This is a genomic window from Stenotrophomonas daejeonensis (genome assembly GCF_001431505.1).
Lineage (GTDB): Bacteria > Pseudomonadota > Gammaproteobacteria > Xanthomonadales > Xanthomonadaceae > Stenotrophomonas > Stenotrophomonas daejeonensis.
Genome location: NZ_LDJP01000051.1, coordinates 23597 through 41411, shown reverse-complemented (window position 1 = coordinate 41411; position 17815 = coordinate 23597). Strand labels below are relative to the sequence as shown.

General features: G+C 66.8%; 14 protein-coding genes and 1 tRNA gene. 11 read left to right on the top strand and 4 right to left on the bottom strand.

Annotation, left to right across the window (positions count from 1 at the left end; translation table 11 throughout):
- Nucleotides 1–109 precede the first annotated feature (109 nt).
- From ABB34_RS09040 to ABB34_RS09005, 8 genes are all read left to right on the top strand, one after another.
- Nucleotides 110–1207 carry an acetylornithine deacetylase gene (locus tag ABB34_RS09040; protein WP_057640988.1) on the top strand — a complete coding sequence of 366 codons (1098 nt, stop codon included), beginning with the start codon at nt 110–112 and terminating at the stop codon, nt 1205–1207.
- A 28-nt stretch (nt 1208–1235) separates the two neighbouring features.
- Nucleotides 1236–2564, top strand: a complete 1329-nt coding sequence (locus tag ABB34_RS09035; protein ID WP_057640987.1) for an acetylglutamate kinase — start codon at nt 1236–1238, stop codon at nt 2562–2564.
- Nucleotides 2561–3172, top strand: coding sequence for a GNAT family N-acetyltransferase (locus tag ABB34_RS09030; protein ID WP_057640986.1), 612 nt, complete (start codon nt 2561–2563; stop codon nt 3170–3172). The genes ABB34_RS09035 and ABB34_RS09030 overlap by 4 nt, the downstream gene beginning before the upstream one ends.
- On the top strand, nt 3169–4122 hold the full coding sequence (gene argC / locus ABB34_RS09025; protein ID WP_057640985.1) for an N-acetyl-gamma-glutamyl-phosphate reductase: 954 nt from the start codon (nt 3169–3171) through the stop codon (nt 4120–4122). Before ABB34_RS09030 ends, argC begins: the two co-directional genes overlap by 4 nt.
- A 95-nt stretch (nt 4123–4217) precedes the next feature.
- The gene (locus ABB34_RS09020; protein ID WP_057640993.1) at nt 4218–5516 is read left to right on the top strand and encodes an argininosuccinate lyase; all 1299 of its coding nucleotides are present in this window, start codon (nt 4218–4220) and stop codon (nt 5514–5516) included.
- 238 nt (nt 5517–5754) lie between these two features.
- Nucleotides 5755–5994 carry a YciI family protein gene (locus tag ABB34_RS09015; protein ID WP_057640992.1) on the top strand — a complete coding sequence of 80 codons (240 nt, stop codon included), beginning with the start codon at nt 5755–5757 and terminating at the stop codon, nt 5992–5994.
- 4 nt (nt 5995–5998) lie between these two features.
- Complete coding sequence (gene proB, locus ABB34_RS09010; protein WP_057640984.1) at nt 5999–7138, top strand: glutamate 5-kinase; 1140 nt, start codon at nt 5999–6001, stop codon at nt 7136–7138.
- A gap of 82 nt (nt 7139–7220) precedes the next feature.
- A complete protein-coding gene (locus ABB34_RS09005; RefSeq protein ID WP_275452840.1) occupies nt 7221–8483 on the top strand; it encodes a glutamate-5-semialdehyde dehydrogenase in 1263 nt (420 codons plus the stop codon).
- Nucleotides 8484–8554: 71 nt separating this feature from the next.
- On the opposite strand, the gene ABB34_RS09000 is transcribed toward ABB34_RS09005, so the two are convergent.
- The 3 genes from ABB34_RS09000 to ABB34_RS08990 form a co-directional block, all read right to left on the bottom strand.
- On the bottom strand, nt 8555–9766 hold the full coding sequence (locus tag ABB34_RS09000; RefSeq protein ID WP_057640982.1) for a CynX/NimT family MFS transporter: 1212 nt from the start codon (nt 9764–9766) through the stop codon (nt 8555–8557).
- 153 nt (nt 9767–9919) lie between these two features.
- Nucleotides 9920–9996 (bottom strand) — tRNA-Pro (locus ABB34_RS08995).
- Between the two features lie 84 nt (nt 9997–10080).
- Complete coding sequence (locus tag ABB34_RS08990; protein ID WP_057640981.1) at nt 10081–10356, bottom strand: polyhydroxyalkanoic acid system family protein; 276 nt, start codon at nt 10354–10356, stop codon at nt 10081–10083.
- A gap of 118 nt (nt 10357–10474) precedes the next feature.
- Here ABB34_RS08990 and ABB34_RS08985 point away from each other — a divergent pair, with 118 nt between their 5' ends.
- Nucleotides 10475–11287, top strand: a complete 813-nt coding sequence (locus ABB34_RS08985) for an FHA domain-containing protein (protein WP_161808904.1) — start codon at nt 10475–10477, stop codon at nt 11285–11287.
- Between the two features lie 18 nt (nt 11288–11305).
- Here ABB34_RS08985 and ABB34_RS08980 read toward each other — a convergent pair whose 3' ends face one another.
- Nucleotides 11306–12403 carry a Glu/Leu/Phe/Val dehydrogenase dimerization domain-containing protein gene (locus tag ABB34_RS08980; protein WP_057640979.1) on the bottom strand — a complete coding sequence of 366 codons (1098 nt, stop codon included), beginning with the start codon at nt 12401–12403 and terminating at the stop codon, nt 11306–11308.
- Nucleotides 12404–12666: 263 nt separating this feature from the next.
- Between ABB34_RS08980 and ABB34_RS08975 the strand changes: the two genes are divergently transcribed.
- Nucleotides 12667–16299 carry a methylmalonyl-CoA mutase family protein gene (locus ABB34_RS08975; protein ID WP_057640978.1) on the top strand — a complete coding sequence of 1211 codons (3633 nt, stop codon included), beginning with the start codon at nt 12667–12669 and terminating at the stop codon, nt 16297–16299.
- A gap of 32 nt (nt 16300–16331) precedes the next feature.
- Nucleotides 16332–17672 (top strand): hypothetical protein, encoded by a 1341-nt coding sequence (locus ABB34_RS14900; RefSeq protein ID WP_211258188.1) that lies wholly within the window; start codon nt 16332–16334, stop codon nt 17670–17672.
- Nucleotides 17673–17815: the final 143 nt, after the last annotated feature.

Below are 17815 nucleotides of genomic sequence, written 5' to 3'. Positions count from 1 at the left end.
GTCCCGATGGCTCAAACATCATGGACTCCGCTCGCCCCTCATCCGCCCTTCGGGCACCTTCTCCCGCAGGGAGAAGGGAGCCTGCCTGCCATTGCCGCGATCCGATCCCATGACCGAACTCCTCGAATCCACCCTCACGCACCTCGAAAAGCTGGTGTCCTTCGACACCCGCAACCCGCCGCGTGCGATCACCACCGGCGGCATCTTCGATTATCTGCGCGCCAATCTGCCGGGCTTCGACGTCGAGGTGACCGATCACGGTGCCGGCGCAGTCAGCCTGTACGCGGTGCGCGGCACGCCGAAGTATCTGTTCAACGTGCACCTGGACACGGTGCCGGATTCGCCGCACTGGAGCGCCGACCCGCACGTGATGCGGCGTCTGGATGACCGTGTGGTCGGCCTCGGCGTATGCGACATCAAGGGTGCTGCCGCCGCGCTGGTGGCTGCCGCAAACGCCACCGATGGCGATGCCGCGTTCCTGTTCTCCTCCGACGAGGAAGCCAACGACCCGCGCTGCATCGCCGCCTTCCTCGCCCGCGGCATCCCATACGAAGCCGTGCTGGCCGCCGAGCCGACGATGGGCGAGGCGGTGCTGGCGCATCGCGGCATCAGCTCGGTGCTGATGAATTTCAAGGGCCGCGCCGGCCATGCCTCGGGCAAGCAGGATGCGGCGGCAAGTGCCCTGCATCAGGCGATGCGCTGGGGCGGTCGCGCGCTGGACCACGTCGAGTCGCTGGCGCATGCGCGTTTCGGCGGGCTGACCGGGCTGCGCTTCAACATCGGCCGGGTCGAAGGTGGCATCAAGGCCAACATGATCGCGCCGGAAGCCGAGCTGCGTTTCGGTTTCCGCCCGCTGCCGTCGATGGATATCGACCAGCTGCTGGCCACGTTCGCCGGTTTTGCCGAGCCGGCCGCCGCGCATTTCGAGGAAACCTTCCGCGGCCCGAGCCTGCCGTCGGGCGACATTGCCCGTGCCGAGGAACGCCGCCTTGCCGCGCGCGACGTCGCCGACGAACTGGGCCTGCCGATCGGCAATGCGGTGGATTTCTGGACCGAAGCCTCGCTGTTCTCGGCCGCCGGCCATACCGCGCTGGTCTACGGCCCCGGCGACATCGCCCAGGCCCATACCGCCGACGAGTTCGTGACGCTGGAGCAGCTGCAGCATTATGTCGCGTCGGTCCACCACATCCTGCAGCGCGGCGCCTGAGCCGCCCCGCATTCCCCAAGCCAACGAAATGTCCCCCGCCATGCAGCCCCACCGCCAGACCCGCCAGACCATCGTGCGCCTGCTTTCGAGCATGGCCAGCGCGAAGGAGATCAGCCAGTACCTCAAGCGCTTCTCGCAGCTGGACGCCAAGCGCTTCGCCGTGGTCAAGGTCGGCGGCGCGGTGCTGCGCGACGACCTCGACGCGCTGACGTCCTCGCTGTCGTTCCTGCAGGAGGTCGGCCTGACCCCGATCGTGCTGCATGGCGCCGGCCCGCAGCTGGACGCCGAGCTGTCGGCGGCCGGCATCGAGAAGCAGACCGTGGACGGCCTGCGCGTGACCACGCCCGAGGCGCTGGCGATCGTGCGCAAGGTGTTCCAGCAGTCGAACCTGCAACTGGTCGAGGCGCTGCAGCAGAACGGTGCGCGCGCCACCTCGATCACCGGCGGCGTGTTCGAGGCCGAGTACCTCGACCAGAGCATCTACGGGCTGGTCGGCGAGGTGAAGCGGGTCAACCTCGCGCCGATCGAGGCCAGCCTGCGCGCCGGTTCGATCCCGGTCATCACCTCGCTGGGCGAGACGCCGAGCGGGCAGATCCTCAACGTCAACGCCGACTTCGCCGCCAACGAGCTGGTGCAGGAACTGCAGCCGTACAAGATCATCTTCCTCACCGGCACCGGCGGCCTGCTCGATGCCGACGGCAAGGTGATCGACTCGATCAACCTGTCCACCGAGTACGAGCACCTGATCCAGCAGCCGTGGCTGCATGGCGGCATGAAGGTCAAGATCGAGCAGATCAAGGACCTGCTGGATCGCTTGCCGGAAGAATCCTCGGTGTCGATCACCCGCCCGGCGGATCTGGCAAAGGAACTGTTCACCCACAAGGGTTCGGGCACGCTGGTGCGGCGCGGTGAGAAGGTGCTCAAGGCGACGGCGTGGGAGCAGCTGGACATCGTGCGGCTGAAGGCGCTGATCGAATCCAGCTTCGGCCGCACGCTGGTGCCGGATTACTTCGAGAAGACGAAGCTGCTGCGCGCCTACGTCAGCGAGAACTACCGCACCGCGGTGATCCTCACCGACGAGGCCGAGGGCGTCTACCTAGACAAGTTCGCGGTGCTCGACGACGCGCAGGGCGAGGGCCTGGGCCGCGCGGTGTGGAACGTGATGCTGGAGGAAACCCCGCAGCTGTTCTGGCGCTCGCGCAACGGCAATGCGGTCAACCATTTCTATTACGCCGAGTCCGACGGCTGCTACAAGCTCGACCACTGGAAGGTGTTCTGGTTCGGCGCCAGCGACTTCGACAGCATCCGCGGCTACGTGAAGCACTGCGGCGAACGCCAGGCGAGCCTGCAGGGATGAATGCCCCGTCCGCCAATGCCGCATGGCGCCAGGTGCCGGAACTGCGCGGCCGCCACGTCGTGTTGGAACCACTGCAGGCGGCGCACGCGCCGGCCTTGCGGCAGGCGCTGGGCGACGGCGAACTGTCGCGCTGCTGGTACACCAACGTGCCGGCGCCGGATGCCGTGGAACAGCACGTCGCCGCGGCGCTGGAGGCGCAGGCGCAGGGCACGGCGCTGCCCTTCGTGGTCCGCGACGCCGCCGGCGCGGTGGTCGGCAGCACCCGTTTCTATGCGCTGGACGCGGGCGTGCCACGGCTGAACATCGGCTACACCTGGTACCAGCGGCGGGTACAGCGCACCGGCCTGAACACCGAGGCCAAGCTGTTGTTGCTGCGGCATGCGTTCGAGGCGATGGGCTGCATCGCCGTCGGCTTCGAGACCAGCTGGTTCAACCACGCCTCGCGCACCGCCATCGCCCGGCTCGGGGCGAAGCAGGACGGCGTGCTGCGCAACCACAAGCGCCACGCCGACGGCACGCCGCGCGATACCGTGGTGTTCTCCATCATCGACAGCGAGTGGCCGGCGGTCCGCAGCCACCTGCACTACCTTCTGGATTCGCACTCATGACCGAAAGGAAATTCACGCTGGGCATCGTCGGTGCCCGTGGCCATACCGGCGCCGAATTGATCCGGCTGGTGGCGGCGCACCCGCACGTCGAACTGGCCTTCGTATCCTCGCGCGAGCTGGCCGGCCAGCGCGTGGCCGAGCACAACGATGCCCATGTCGGCGAGCTGCGCTATGAAAACCTCGATGCCGCCGCGGTGGCGGGCAAGGGCGCCGATGCGGTGATCCTGGCCCTGCCCAACGGCAAGGCCGAGCCCTTCGTCGCCGCGCTGGACGCGGCCCGGCCGGACACGGTGATCGTCGACCTGTCCGCCGACTACCGCTTCGACAACGGCTGGTACTACGGTCTGCCGGAACTGACCCGCGACACCTATGCCGGGCAGAAACGCATCAGCAACCCCGGCTGCTATGCCACCGCCATGCAGCTGGCGATCGTGCCGCTGCTGTCGAGGTTGGCCGGGCCGCCGGCCTGCTTCGGCGTGTCGGGGTATTCGGGGGCAGGCACCACGCCCTCGGACAAGAACAACCCGGAACTGCTGCGCGACAACCTGATGCCGTATGCGCTGACCAACCACGTCCACGAGCGCGAGGTGTCCACCCGGCTCGGCGTGCAGGTCGAATTCATGCCGCACGTGGCCCCGCACTTCCGCGGCATCAGCATGACCGTGAACCTGTGGCTGCAGCAGCCGCTCAAGCGCGAGGAAGTGATGGCGCTGTACCGGCAGCGCTATGCCGGCGAGCCGTTGGTTGAGGTGGTGGACGAAGCGCCGTGGGTCAGCCGCATCGCCGGCCGCCACGGCGTGCAGGTCGGCGGCTTCACGATGGCGCCGGGCAACAAGCGCGTGGTGGTAGTGGCGACCATCGACAACCTGCTCAAGGGCGCGGCCACGCAGGCGCTGCAGAACCTCAACATCGCCCTCGACCTGCCCGAGCTGACCGCCATTCCGCATTGAATCCGTAGGAGCGCACCTTGGTGCGCGATGAAGCTTTCCCGGGAATACCCATCGCGCACCAAGGTGCGCTCCTACGAGGCATTTTGGAGAACGACATGACCAACCTGCTGTGGCAGAAGCCCGGCGTCGCGGTAGACGCCAACATCCAGGCCTTCCTCGCCGGCGACGACGTGATCCTCGACCGCGAGTTCTTCCTGCACGACATCGCCGCCAGCACCGCGCATGCGGAGGGGCTGCAGCATATCGGCATCCTCTCGGCCGACGAGCTGGCCGCGCTCAAGCGTGAGCTGGCGCTGCTGGCCGGCGATTTCCGCAGCGGCGCGTTCGTGCTCGACGAGCGCTACGAGGATTGCCATTCGGCGATCGAGGCACGGCTGACCGAGCGCCTTGGCGACGCCGGTCGCAAGATCCACACCGGCCGCAGCCGCAACGACCAGATCCTGGTCGCCACCCGCCTGTGGCTGAAGGAGAAGCTGGCGCGCGTGGCACAGCTCAGCCGCGAAGTGGCGAAGGTGGCGCTGGACCGCGCCGCCGCCGAGCACGCCCAGCCATTGCCCGGCTACACCCACATCCAGCGCGCCGTGGTGTCCTCGGCCGGCATGTGGTGGGCGGGCTGGGCCGAAGCCTTCATCGACAACGCGGTGCGCGCGGCCGACACCCGCCGGCTGATCGACTGCAACCCGCTGGGCACCGCCGCCGGCTACGGCGTCAACCTGCCGCTGGACCGCGAACACACCACGCGCGCGCTGGAGTTCGCGCGCATGCAGGTATCGCCGATCTACGCCCAGCTCTCGCGCGGAAAGTTCGAGCTGGCCGCGCTGGAAGCGCTCGGCGGGGCGACCCTGGACCTGCGCCGCATCGCCTGGGACCTGTCGCTGTTCACCACCGGCGAGTTCGCCTTCGTGGCGCTGCCGGCGCAGTACACCACCGGCAGTTCGATCATGCCGAACAAGCGCAACCCGGATGTGATCGAGCTGATGCGCGCCACCCACGCCAGCGTGGCCGCCGCGCGCACCGAGATCGAGCAGCTGCTGTCGCTGCCGTCGGGCTACCACCGCGACCTGCAGGCGTCCAAGGGCGCGATCTTCCACGGCTTCGGCCGCGGCCTGGCCGCGCTGGAACTGCTGCCGGCGCTGCTGTCCAACCTCGACTGGCGCGACGACAACATCCGCGCCGCGATCGACTCGGGCATGTACGCCACCGACGTGGCGGTGGAAGCGGCGGTGGCCGGCGTGCCGTTCCGCGATGCCTACAAGGCCGCCGCCGCCGCGGCGGACACGGCCGGGCAGGGGCGCACGCCGGAAGGCAGCCTCGCCGCGCGGGTGTCGCCGGGCGCGGCCGCCGACCTGCGGCTGGAAGAACTGCAGGCACGCTGGGTGGCGCTGCAACCGTAGGTGCGGGACTTGCCCCGCACGGAGGCCTTCACGGCAATGCCCCATGCGGGGCAAGCCCCGCATCCACGAGACGTAGGTCGGGGCTACGTCCCCGGCATCTGCAATACCCCGCGTCGTGGGCGTAGCCCCGACCTACGTTGGTTGGAAACGAAAGCATCGCCCAAATGTATTGCGCGGCAGTGCAACATCGACGCTGGCGCTTCATGCGACGGAGAACGAAGTGAAGCTGTATCTGGTCATGGCCATGCGCAAGCCGGCGTTCGACACGTCGGTCATCGCCCCGCACAAGGCTTTCCTCGACGACCTGCGCGAACGCGGGCTGCTGCACCTGACCGGCGGTTTCGCCGATGGCAGCGGTGGTGCCTACGTGCTGCGCGACGTCGCCGACATGGACGCGGCACGGGCCATCGTCGCGACCGACCCGCTGGCCGTCCACGGTTGCTCGGACCTGACCGTGCACGAGTGGAACACCCGCTGAGCCCATGAACGAGGCCGCCCCTTCGCCCTTCGCCGAACAGGCGCTGCCGCCATGGCGGCGCGCGGTATTGAAGATCGGCAGCAGCCTGCTGGCCGCCGACGGCGGTGGCCTGAGCCCGCGCTTCGCGCTGGGGCTGGCGCAGTTCGTCTCGGCCAACCTGCTGGCCGGCAGGGAAGTGGTGATCGTCTCCTCCGGCGCGGTCGCGGCCGGCCGCGCCATCCTGCCGAGGGCGGCCGAAGCCGGTGCCGCCATCGCCGCGCGGCAGGCGCTGGCCGCGCTCGGGCAGGCGCAGCTGATCGCGCTGTGGCAGCGCTTCTTCGAGCGGCCGGTGGCGCAGGTGCTGCTGACCCACGACGACCTGCGCAACCGCCGCCGCTACCTCAACGCGCGCGCCACCCTCAATGAATTGCTGGCGCTGGGCGCATTGCCGGTGGTCAACGAGAACGACACCGTCTCCGTCGATGAGCTCAAGCTCGGCGACAACGACAACCTCGCCGCCATCGTCGCCGCGCTGGTCGATGCCGATGCGCTGTTCATCGCCACCGACATCGACGGCCTCTATACCGCCGACCCGCGCCGCGATCCGCAGGCGCGGCCGATCAACGAGGTAACCGAACTGACCGCCGAGGTGCTGGCGATGGCCGGTGGCAGCGGCAGCGCGGCCGGCACCGGCGGCATGCACACCAAGCTGCAGGCGGCGGCGAAGGCCGGCGCGGCCGGCATCGACACCTGCCTGTTCAACGGCCGCAGTGGCGAGGTGGTGCGTGCGCTGGCGCAGGGCCGGCTGCGCGGCACCCGCCTGCACGCCGGGCGCTCGCGCATCGCCGCGCGCAAGTACTGGCTGCGGCACGCGCCGCTCGAGCCGGGGGCGATCGTGGTCGATGGCGGCGCCGCGCGCGCGCTGCGAGAGAAGGGCGCCTCGCTGCTGCCCGGCGGTATCGCCGCGGTGCAGGGCGAGTTCCGCCGCGGCGACATGATCGAAGTGCGCGACGGCGGGGGCTGCATCGCGCACGGCATCAGCCAGTATTCGGCGGTGGACGTGCGGCGCATCGCCGGCAGCCATTCGCGCACCATCGAGGCCACCCTCGGCTACAACTATGGCGAGAACGTGATCCACCGCGACGACCTCGTCCTGCTGTCGTAGGAGCGACGCGAGTCGCGACGGGGCTTCGCCGGTAAAGCTCCATCGCGACTCGCGTCGCTCCTGCAAGGACGAAACTTCCTGCATGCGAGCCGCAACCATGACCGACATCAAGACCCTTGCCCTGCAATGCCGCGACGCCGCCCGGCAACTCGGCCAGCTTTCCACCGCGGCGCGTTCGGCCCTGCTGCAATCGATGGCGGCGGCGCTGGAAGTCGATGCCGCGGCGATCCTCGCCGCCAACGCCCGCGACCTGCAGGCCGCCCGCGACAAGGGCGTGGGCAGCGCGATGCTCGACCGGCTGGCGCTGGACCCGCAGCGCCTGGCCGGCGTCGCCAACGCACTGCGCGAGGTCGCCGCATTGCCCGATCCGGTCGGCGAGGTCACCCGTGACTACCTGCGGCCCAACGGCATCCGCGTGCAGAAGGTGCGGGTGCCGCTGGGGGTGATCGCGATGATCTACGAGGCGCGGCCGAACGTGACCGCCGACGCCGCCGCGTTGTGCATCAAGGCCGGCAACGGGGTGATCCTGCGCGGCGGTTCGGAGGCGATCCATTCCAACACCGCGATCGCCGCCAGCCTGAAGCGCGCGCTGCGCGAGGCGGGCCTTGCCGATGCCGCGCTGACGCTGGTGGAGGACCTGCGCCGCGAGACGATGCTGGAACTGCTGCAACTGAACGACATCATCGACCTGGCGATCCCGCGCGGCGGCGAGGGCCTGATTCGCTTCGTCGCCGAGCACGCGCGGGTGCCGGTCATCAAGCACTACAAGGGCGTATGCCATTTGTACGTCGATGACGACGCCGATATGCAACTGGCGCTGGGCCTGCTGGTCGACGGCAAGGTGTCGCGCCCGGCCGCCTGCAATTCGCTGGAAACCCTGCTGGTGCACGCCGGCATCGCGCCGCGCTTCCTGCCGCTGGCGGCCGATGCATTGCGCGCCCGCGGCGTCGAGTTGCGCGGTGATGCCGCGACGCAGGCCCTGGTGCCCGGTGTATCGGCGGCGGACGAGGACGACTATGCCGCCGAATACCTGGACTTGATCCTCGCCATCCGCGTGGTCGACTCGCTCGATGACGCCATCGCCCACATCCAGCGCCACACCTCCGACCACACCGAGGTCATCGCCACCGGCAACCCGGCCCATGCCGAGGCCTTCGTGCATGCGCTGCGCTCGGCGGTGGTGATGGTCAACGCCTCCTCGCGCTTCTCCGACGGCGGTGAGCTGGGGCTGGGCGCGGAGATCGGCATCTCCACCACGCGCCTGCATTCCTACGGCCCGATGGGGCTGGAGGCGCTCACAGTGGAGCGCTTCGTGGTGCGCGGCGAGGGGCAGGTGCGGGGCTGAGGCCGTAGGCCGGGGTTACATCCCCGGCGTTTTCGTCGGCCCTTTGCGGACGTCGGGGGCGTGGCCCCGACCTACCAATGGTCTTCCAGCTGCTGCGGCCTGCACGCGAACCACGCCGCGACCAGCAGCACCAGCGAGCACAGCATCAGGAACGCGAACGACCATGCCCAGCCGCCGCCGAGTTCGTGCAGCCAGCCGAACAGCAGCGGGCCGAGGCAGGCCAGGCTGTAGCCCACGCCCTGCATGAAGCCGGACAGCGCCGCCGAGCCGCTCGGGGTGCGGGTGCGCAGGTTGATCAGGGTCAGGCCCAGCGGGAAGGTGGATGGGCCCAGCCCGGCGATGGTCACCCACAGCCACGGCGCGGCCATCGGCGCCCACAGCAGGCCGGCGAAGGCGACCGCGTTCAGGCCGAACACCAGCACCGCGATCGGGAACGGGTTGCGCATGCGCACCGCCAGCGCCGGCACCAGCAGCGAGGGCAGCAGGCCGATCGCCGAATACAGCGCCACCATCACCCCGCCGAAGGCCTCGCTGGCGCCGGCTTCCACCATCACCTTGGGCAGCCAGGTGAACAGCGAGTAGGTGCCCAGCGAGGTCATGCCGAACATCAACGCCATGCCCCAGCCGAGCGGGGTCTTCCAGACCCTGCCGGCGGCATGCGGGCCGTCGGCAGCGGCGGCGGCCTGCGCACGCGGCGCATGCCGCGCCAGCAGCAGCCACGGCAGCAGCGCGGCGGTGGACAGCAGCGCCCACATGCCCAGCGAGATGCGCCAGTCGAAGCGGTCGGCCACCGGCACCGCCAGCAGCGCCGGCAGCATGGTGCCGGCCTGCAGCACGGTGATGTAGAGCGTGCTCAGGGTGCCGACGCGGTCGGCGAAGTAGCGCTTGACCAGCGGCGGCACCACCACGTTGCCGATGCCCATGCCGGCCAGCGCGACCGCCGAGCCGACCAGCAGCATGCCGACGCCGCCGGCGCTGGCGCGCAGCAGCAGCCCGGCGGTGGCCAGCAGCATGGTCAGCACCGCGGTGCGCTCCAGCCCGATCGCGCGGATCAGCCGCGGCGTGACCAGGCCGAACAGGGCGAAGGCGGCGGTGGGCATCATGCCCAGCACGCCGGTCATGGTGCTGCCGAACTCGAAGGTCTGGCCCAGCCGGTCCAGCAGCGGCGTCAGCGAGGTGACCGCGCTGCGCAGGTTGGCGGCCAGCAGCACGACGGCGACGAAGGCCAGCAGCCGGCCCTTGAGCAGGGGAGCATGCGGGCCGCGGGCGGGAGAGTGGGGCATGGCGGAACTCCGGCGCGGGCGGCCGCAGGGGGCGGCGCCCGCGAAAACAGGGGAACCGCGGGGAGCGATTCCCGGCATCGCCCGCCGCTGGCCCGGAAGCGGCGGCGTGGCGACAAAAACAAAAGCCGGCCCGAGGCCGGCTTTTGTCGATCTTGGTCGGGGAGACAGGATTCGAACCTGCGACCTCTACGTCCCGAACGTAGCGCTCTACCAGACTGAGCTACACCCCGAAGGAGCCGCCTATGATAACGGCGGCATTGGCGCGGCGCAACAGATTTCACTCCGCCGCGGGCATCGGCCAGGCCCGGTGCGGGTCAGCCCAGCTTCTCGGCCAGCACCCGGCGGATTTCCGATTCGACCATGCCCTTCATCGCCGACAGCAGGAAGCCCAGCTCGGCCTTCACCCGCACCGCGCCGGGCAGCATCTCGATCGCGCCCTCGACCCCGGCACGGGCGAAGTGCAGGTTCCGGCCCTCCCAGCGGGTGCTGACCTCGAAGCGCTCCTGCAGCTTGCGCGCGACCTCGGCGATGGCCGCGTGCGCGCTTTCGTCGGACAGGGAATGGGCATGGTGGATGTCGATGCTGGACATGGGGAAGGGACTCGCGGGACCGCGTGGGGATGGTGCGGCATTGTGCGGACATGCGCGGCGCAGTCCAAGCCCCATAGCCAGCTTCTGCATGTCCCGTGGACCTGCTAGTCTGCCGCCGGTGCGCACACTGCAAGTCCATTTCGGCAACCGCCAGCAGCCAGATCAAGCCCTTGGTCCGGGCATGCAGCGCATCGTGCGGGACGCCAGCGGGCAGGTGCGGCTGGGCGACGACAGCGTCGGCCCGCTGCTGCTGGCGCGCTTCTGCACCGATGAACGCGGCCTGTGGCTGCAGGTCGCCAGTGGCGTGCGCGGCATCCACGTCAACGGCCGCCCGGTGCGGCGCATGGCGCTGCTGCGCGCCGGCGACTCGGTGCATGCCGATGGCGTGGAGATGCTGCTGCGCGGCGATTGCGCGCCGGCCACGCAACCGCCGCAGGCGCCCGAGGCGATCACCGGAAACGGCGAAGACCAGCGTGTGCTGCTGCGCGGCGTCGGCGGCCAGCACCACGGCCGCGCCCACGCCCTGAACCGGCCGCGCACCATCGGCCGCGATGCGGCGGCGGACATCGTCATCGACGACCCGGTGTTCCCCGAACTGCAGGCGCGTTTCGAATGCCACGGCGAGCGGGTGCTGTTGCGCGACCTCGGCTCGCCCGACGGTTGCCGGGTCAATGGCGTCGCGGTCCGTCACTGCTGGCTGCGCGCGGGCGACCAGGTGGTGTTCGAGGGTAACCAGCGCTTCGTATTGGAGGTGCCGCTGGGCGCCGCCCCGACCTACCTGCCGGCCGTTGCCGAAGAGGCCGTGCCGGCCGCCGAAACCCGGCCGGCGCTGGTGGCGCGGCCACGGCAGCGGCGCTGGCCGTGGCTGCTGCTCAGCGCCCTGCTGATGGGCGTGCTGATCAGCGCATTGCTGCTGTTCGGCGCGCGCTGAACGCACGCCGCCGGGCATTCACTCGCCGCGCAGGCGGCACATCCGCGGCGTGGCCCGGCCCATCGGCATCTTCAGCTTGCCGATGGCTTCGATGCGGGCCTCGGCGATGCGGTCGGCGGCGCGCTGCGGCGAGACCGCGTCCTGCTCGGAGCGGTCGAAGATCCGTTCGAGGTTGTGGTAGATGCTGCGAATCAGGCGCATGGCGCGCTCGCGGTTGTAGCCGTCGATCTCCAGCGACACGTTCATCACGCCGCCGGCGTTGACCACGTAGTCCGGCGCCCACAACACGCCGCGCTTGAACAGTTCGTCGCCCACCGCGTGGCTGGCCAGCTGGTTGTTGGCGGTGCCGCAGATGACCTTGGCCTTGAGCCGGTCCAGCGTTTCCATGCCGATCACGCCTTCCATCGCGCAGGGCGCGAACACGTCGGCGGCGACATCGTAGATGGCCTCGGGCGCGACCGCCTCGCAGCCGTATTCGCCGACCGCGCGTTCCACCAGCGCCGGGTCGAGGTCGGTGACGTGCAGCTTGGCGCCGCGCTCGCGCAGCAGCTTCACCAGCTCCATGCCGATGTGGCCCAGGCCCTGCACGGCAATGGAAACCTTGCCGATTTCCTCGTGGCCGAACTTGCGGTTGACCGAGGCCATCAGCGCCTGCAATGCGCCGTAGGCGGTGAACGGGGCCGGGTCGCCGGAGCCGCCGTGGACCTGGTGCACGCCGGTGACGTAGCCGGTCTCCAGGTAGATGTGCTCCATGTCGTTGACGTCGGTGCCGACGTCCTCGGCGGTGATGTAGCGCCCACCCAGCGCCTCGACCTGGCGGCCGAAGGCGCGGAACAGCACCTCGCTCTTGGCGGCCTTCGGGTCGCCGATGATCACCGCCTTGCCGCCGCCCACGTTCAACCCGGCCAGCGCGTTCTTGTAGGTCATGGTGCGGCTCAGCCGCAGCACGTCACGCAGCGCGTCGTCGCTGTTGGCGTAGGGGCGCATGCGCACGCCGCCCAGGGCCGGGCCGAGGGTGGTGTCGTGGATGGCGATGATCGCCTTCAGGCCGGCATCGCGGTTGTGGCAGAACACGACCTGCTCGTGGCCGGAAGTTTCGAGGGTGTCGAAAAGCATGGATGCTCCGATGGGCGCTGCTGCGGCAACGTCCGTGATCCTGCGGGTAAATGGTGGGCCGTAAAACAAAAAATGCGACTTCGTCCTTGGGGTGACGGGTCGCGGGCGGCCATTCTAATGCATTCGGCGGCCGGCGGTTGTCGAGGCCGCCGATGGCGCGTGGGAGCACCGCGGGAGGCACCGGTCACGCTGCGCTGCAACCTGACCTGCCGGGCACGCGGCCCTATCATCGGTTTCAACGGAAACAGGATGTCGCACGCCCCATGAGTACCCCCGCCCCCCACCTCCCGCAGCCGCCGTCCACCGCCCTGGACGAGGTCCGCTCGCCGCTGCGCTTCGTCACCGCCGCCAGCCTGTTCGACGGCCATGACGCGGCCATCAACATCATGCGCCGGCTGATCCAGTCGCAGGGCGCGGAGGTGATCCACCTGGGCCACAACCGCTCGGTGGAGGACGTGGTGCGCGCGGCCTTGCAGGAGGATGCCGACGCCATCGCGCTGTCGTCCTACCAGGGCGGCCACGTGGAGTACTTCAAGTACATGGTGGACATGCTGCGCGAGCGCGGCGCCGGCCATATCCGCGTGTTCGGCGGCGGCGGCGGCACCATCACCCCGGAGGAAATCCGCGAGCTGCAGGACTACGGCGTCGAGCGCATCTACCACCCCAACGACGGCATGAAGATGGGGCTGGTGGAGATGATCGAGGACGTGGTGAAGCGCGCCGGCGGCGCGCGGGAACAGGGAGCGGGGAACAGGGAATGGGATGTTTTGGCCAAACCCGGCATTGACGACGAAATTGGTATTGGCCGGATGCTTTCGGCCATCGAGGACGGTGCTTATGGTGACGCCGAGCTTGAGAAGCTCCGCAAGCAATGGGCCAGGGTGGACGGCCATTCCCCGTTCCCTGTTCCCCATTCCCGGCGCGCTCCTGTCATCGGCATCACCGGCACCGGTGGCGCCGGCAAGTCCAGCGTCACCGACGAATTGCTCAACCGTTTCCTGGCCAGCTTCCCGCAGATGCGCATCGCGGTGGTCTCGGTCGATCCCACCCGCCGCCGCACCGGCGGCGCGCTGCTGGGCGACCGCATCCGCATGAACTCGCTGCGCAGCCCGCGCGTGTACATGCGCTCGATGGCCACCCGCCGCCAGCATGCGGCGGTCAATACCGTGCTGCGCGACTGCATCGGCTTCCTCACGTCGCTGGATTTCGACCTGGTGATCGTCGAGACGGCCGGCATCGGCCAGAGCGATTCGGAGATCGTGGACCTGGTCGATTTCCCGATGTACGTGATGACCAGCGACTTCGGCGCGCCGAGCCAGCTGGAAAAGATCGACATGCTCGACTACGCCGAGCTGGTGGTGCTCAACAAGTTCGACAAGCGCGGCGCCGAGGACGCGCTGCGCGACGTGCGCAAGCAGTGGAAGCGCAACCGCGTCGCCTTCCAGATGAAGGACGAGGACGTGCCGGTCTACCCGACCATCGCCTCGCAGTTCAACGACCCGGGCATCAGCTGGATGTTCGCCAATCTGTGCCGGTTGTTGCGCGAAAAGCGGGGAACGGGGAACGGGGACGCGGGAATGGAAGGGGGCTGCGATTGGGTGCCGGCCATCGACACCACGCTCAAGGAGCCGCGCGCCACGGTGCTGATTCCCGGCAGCCGCGTGCGCTACCTGGCTGAGATCGCCGAGCAGGGCAGGGCGATCAACGCCCGCATCGAATCGCAGGCGGAAGTCGCCGAACGTGCGCAGGGCTGCTGGCAGGCGTTGAAGGAGCTGGGCGACGACAGGTTGCCGGCCGCGCTGGAACTGTATGCGGCCGATGCTTTGCTCCCCTCTCCCGCCGGGAGAGGGGCTGGGGGAGAGGGTTCGGCTGCCGACCATCTTGCGACCTCGCACCCTCACCCCAACCCCTCTCCCGAGGGGAGAGGGGCTCAGGCAGCGGTCGACCGCTCACTGCTGACCCTGCGCCAGCGTTACAACGATGCGGTGCAATCGCTGGATTCCGAAGCCCTGCGCCTGCTGCGCGAATGGCCCGCCCGGCTGAAGTCGATCACCGACGAGGTCAACGAATACCAGGTGCGCGGCAAGGCCATCCGCGTCGAGAACTACCGCGAATCGCTCAGCCACCAGCAGATCCCGAAGATCGCCGCACCCACCTACCGTAGCTGGGGCGAACTGCTGGTGTTCCTGCAGAAAGAGAACCTGCCCGGCGCGTACCCGTACACCGGCGGCGTCTACCCGTATCGCCGCAGCGGCGAAGACCCGATCCGCATGTTCGCCGGCGAAGGCACGCCCGAGCGTACCAACCGCCGCTTCCATTACCTGAGCGTCGGCCAGCCGGCCGCGCGCCTGTCCACCGCGTTCGACAGCGTCACCCTGTACGGCGAGGACCCGGCGCCGCGCCCGGACATCTACGGCAAGATCGGCAACTCCGGCGTCAACATCCCCACGCTGGACGACATGAAGAAGCTGTACTCCGGCTTCGACCTGTGCGCGCCGACCACCTCGGTGTCGATGACCATCAACGGCCCGGCGCCGATGATCCTGGCGATGTTCATGAACACCGCCATCGACCAGCAGGTGGAGAAATACCTTAAGGCCGACCCGGCGCGCTGGGCCGAGGCGGAAAAGCAGATCGCGCGATTGTTTGAAGGCCGCCAGCGCCCGCAGTACCACGGCGAGCTGCCGCCGACCAACGACGGCCTCGGCCTCGGCCTGCTTGGCGTCACCGGCGACCAGTTGCTGGACGCGGACACCTACGCGCGGATCAAGGCCGAAACCCTGCGCACCGTGCGCGGCACGGTGCAGGCCGACATCCTCAAGGAGGACCAGGCGCAGAACACCTGCATCTTCTCCACCGAGTTCGCGCTGCGGATGATGGGCGACATCCAGCAGTATTTCGTGGACAACGGCGTCCGCAATTTCTACTCGGTGTCGATCTCCGGCTACCACATCGCCGAGGCCGGGGCGAACCCGATCAGCCAGCTGGCCTTCACCCTGAGCAACGGCTTCACCATCGTCGAGTACTACCTCGCGCGCGGCATGAAGATCGACGACTTTGCGCCTAACCTGTCGTTCTTCTTCTCCAACGGCATGGACCCGGAGTACACCGTCATCGGTCGCGTCGCCCGCCGCATCTGGGCGCGCGCGATGCGCGAGCGTTACGGCGCCAACGAGCGCAGCCAGATGATGAAGTACCACATCCAGACCTCCGGACGTTCGCTGCACGCGCAGGAAATCCAGTTCAACGACATCCGCACCACCTTGCAGGCGCTGTACGCCCTGTTCGACAACTGCAACAGCCTGCACACCAACGCCTACGACGAAGCCATCACCACGCCCACCGAGGAAAGCGTGCGCCGCGCGGTGGCGATCCAGATGATCATCAACAAGGAGCTGGGGCTGAACTTCTGCGAGAACCCGTGGCAGGGCAGCTTCATCGTCGACAAGCTCACCGACATCGTCGAAGAGGCCGTGTACAAGGAGTTCGAGGCGATCAGCGAGCGCGGCGGCGTGCTCGGCGCGATGGACACCATGTACCAGCGCGGCAAGATCCAGGAAGAAAGCCTGTACTACGAACACAAGAAGCACGACGGCAGCCTGCCGCTGGTTGGGGTCAACATGTTCCTGCCGAAGGAGCACGCCGGCGAGGTGGCTACCGAGATCGAGCTGATCCGTTCGACCGAGGAAGAAAAGGGCCAGCAGATTGACAACGTGGCCGGCTACCAGGGCAGCCGCAACGGCTATGCTGCCGATGGGCTGAAAGCGCTACAGGCGACTGCGCGGGAGCGGCGGAATGTGTTTGAATCGCTGGTGGAAGCGGTGAAGACCCATAGCCTCGGGCAGATCAGCCATGCGTTGTATGAGGTGGGTGGGGAATATCGGCGCAACATGTAGGCGGGCGCGGCTCTTCCGCTTAGAGGTAAAACATGCTGGGAAGATTCTTCCGCTTGTTAAGCGGAGGTAAGACTCAATTGGAGGAAGCGATGCCCGCAGAAGTCGTGCATATGACCGATGACGTTTTTGGCATTTCCCGTGATTTGCCAATGAATTATGTTGGGCGAGAGAAAGTCGATTCAAAATTCGTAGAGAACCTTACAAGAGAGAAGCACATTGTTGTATTTGGTAGTTCTAAGCAAGGTAAGACATCTCTGCGTAAGCATTGTTTAAATGACGCTGACTACATTACTGTTCATTGCTCAAATAAGTGGGATCTTTCTGATCTTCATTCCAACATTTTGAAGCGTGCTGGATACGAAATTACTCTTTCTACAAAAAAGACGTCTGAAGGTAGGCAGAAAATTGAGGCGAAATTTTCCGTCAAATCCTTGGGTGTAGGAGTCGATGTTGGGGGCTCGAAAGACAAGTTGGATGCAAAAGAAGTTGTCACGAAGGCGTTGGAAATTGAAGCTGGGGATGTGAATGACATAATCGCTGCATTGACTGAGATTGGCTTTAATAAATACATCGTTCTAGAGGATTTTCATTATTTGCCAGTTGAGACGCAGAAAGATTTTTCTGTTTCTCTCAAGGCTTTTCATGAGGCCTCGAAATTTTGTTTCATAGTTGTCGGTGTGTGGCTCGAAGAAAATAGGTTGACTGTTTATAATGGTGATCTTAGTGGTCGGGTGACAGCTATTGATGCGGATGAATGGAAGCCTGAGGAATTAGGAGAGGTAGTGGAGGCTGGCGAGGCGCTCTTGAATATCCGGTTCGCAGGCGCTACTAAAAAGAGTTTGATTGTCGAGTGTGAAGGAAGCGTTGCCATTCTTCAGGAGGCCTGTCACAAGATTTGTAAAGATGCTGGCATAAACAGAACTCAGGATGAGCTTCGCGAAGTTGGTGGCGGTGTTGATGTTGGCGGGCTTGTTCGGGCCGTAGTCAATAATCAAAGGGGGAGGTACAATTCTTTCCTTACGCAATTTGCTGATGGGTTTCAAGATACACAATTGCAGATGTATAAGTGGTTGCTTTATCCAATTTTCGCTGCAACTGCGGAGCAGCTAGAAAAGGGACTCCGTCTTGCTGAAATCAGGCGTGTTCTGGTGCGAAAGCATCCAAATGGAAGTAATCTGATTGCTGGGAACATAACTCAGGCGCTTCAGGCCGCAGCTGCTCTGCAGGTCAAGAAGGACATTAAGCCTCTCGTTCTCGATTACGATCAAACGAATTTACGATTGAATGTGGTGGATCGAGGTTTCTTGATATGGCTCAGTCATCAAGACAAAAATGAGATACTCGAAACCCTTGACTTGCCTCCACTCGATTAGGGAAAACGAAAGGAGGAAAAGGGGGCGCTTAATTGATTGCGGGGGCATGATTCGACTGATAGGCGCGCGGGCCACACGCCTGCAAAGCGTTGTACCAAAGAGGGCATGACCTGTTCCCATTTCGCCGAAATGTGACAGTCACG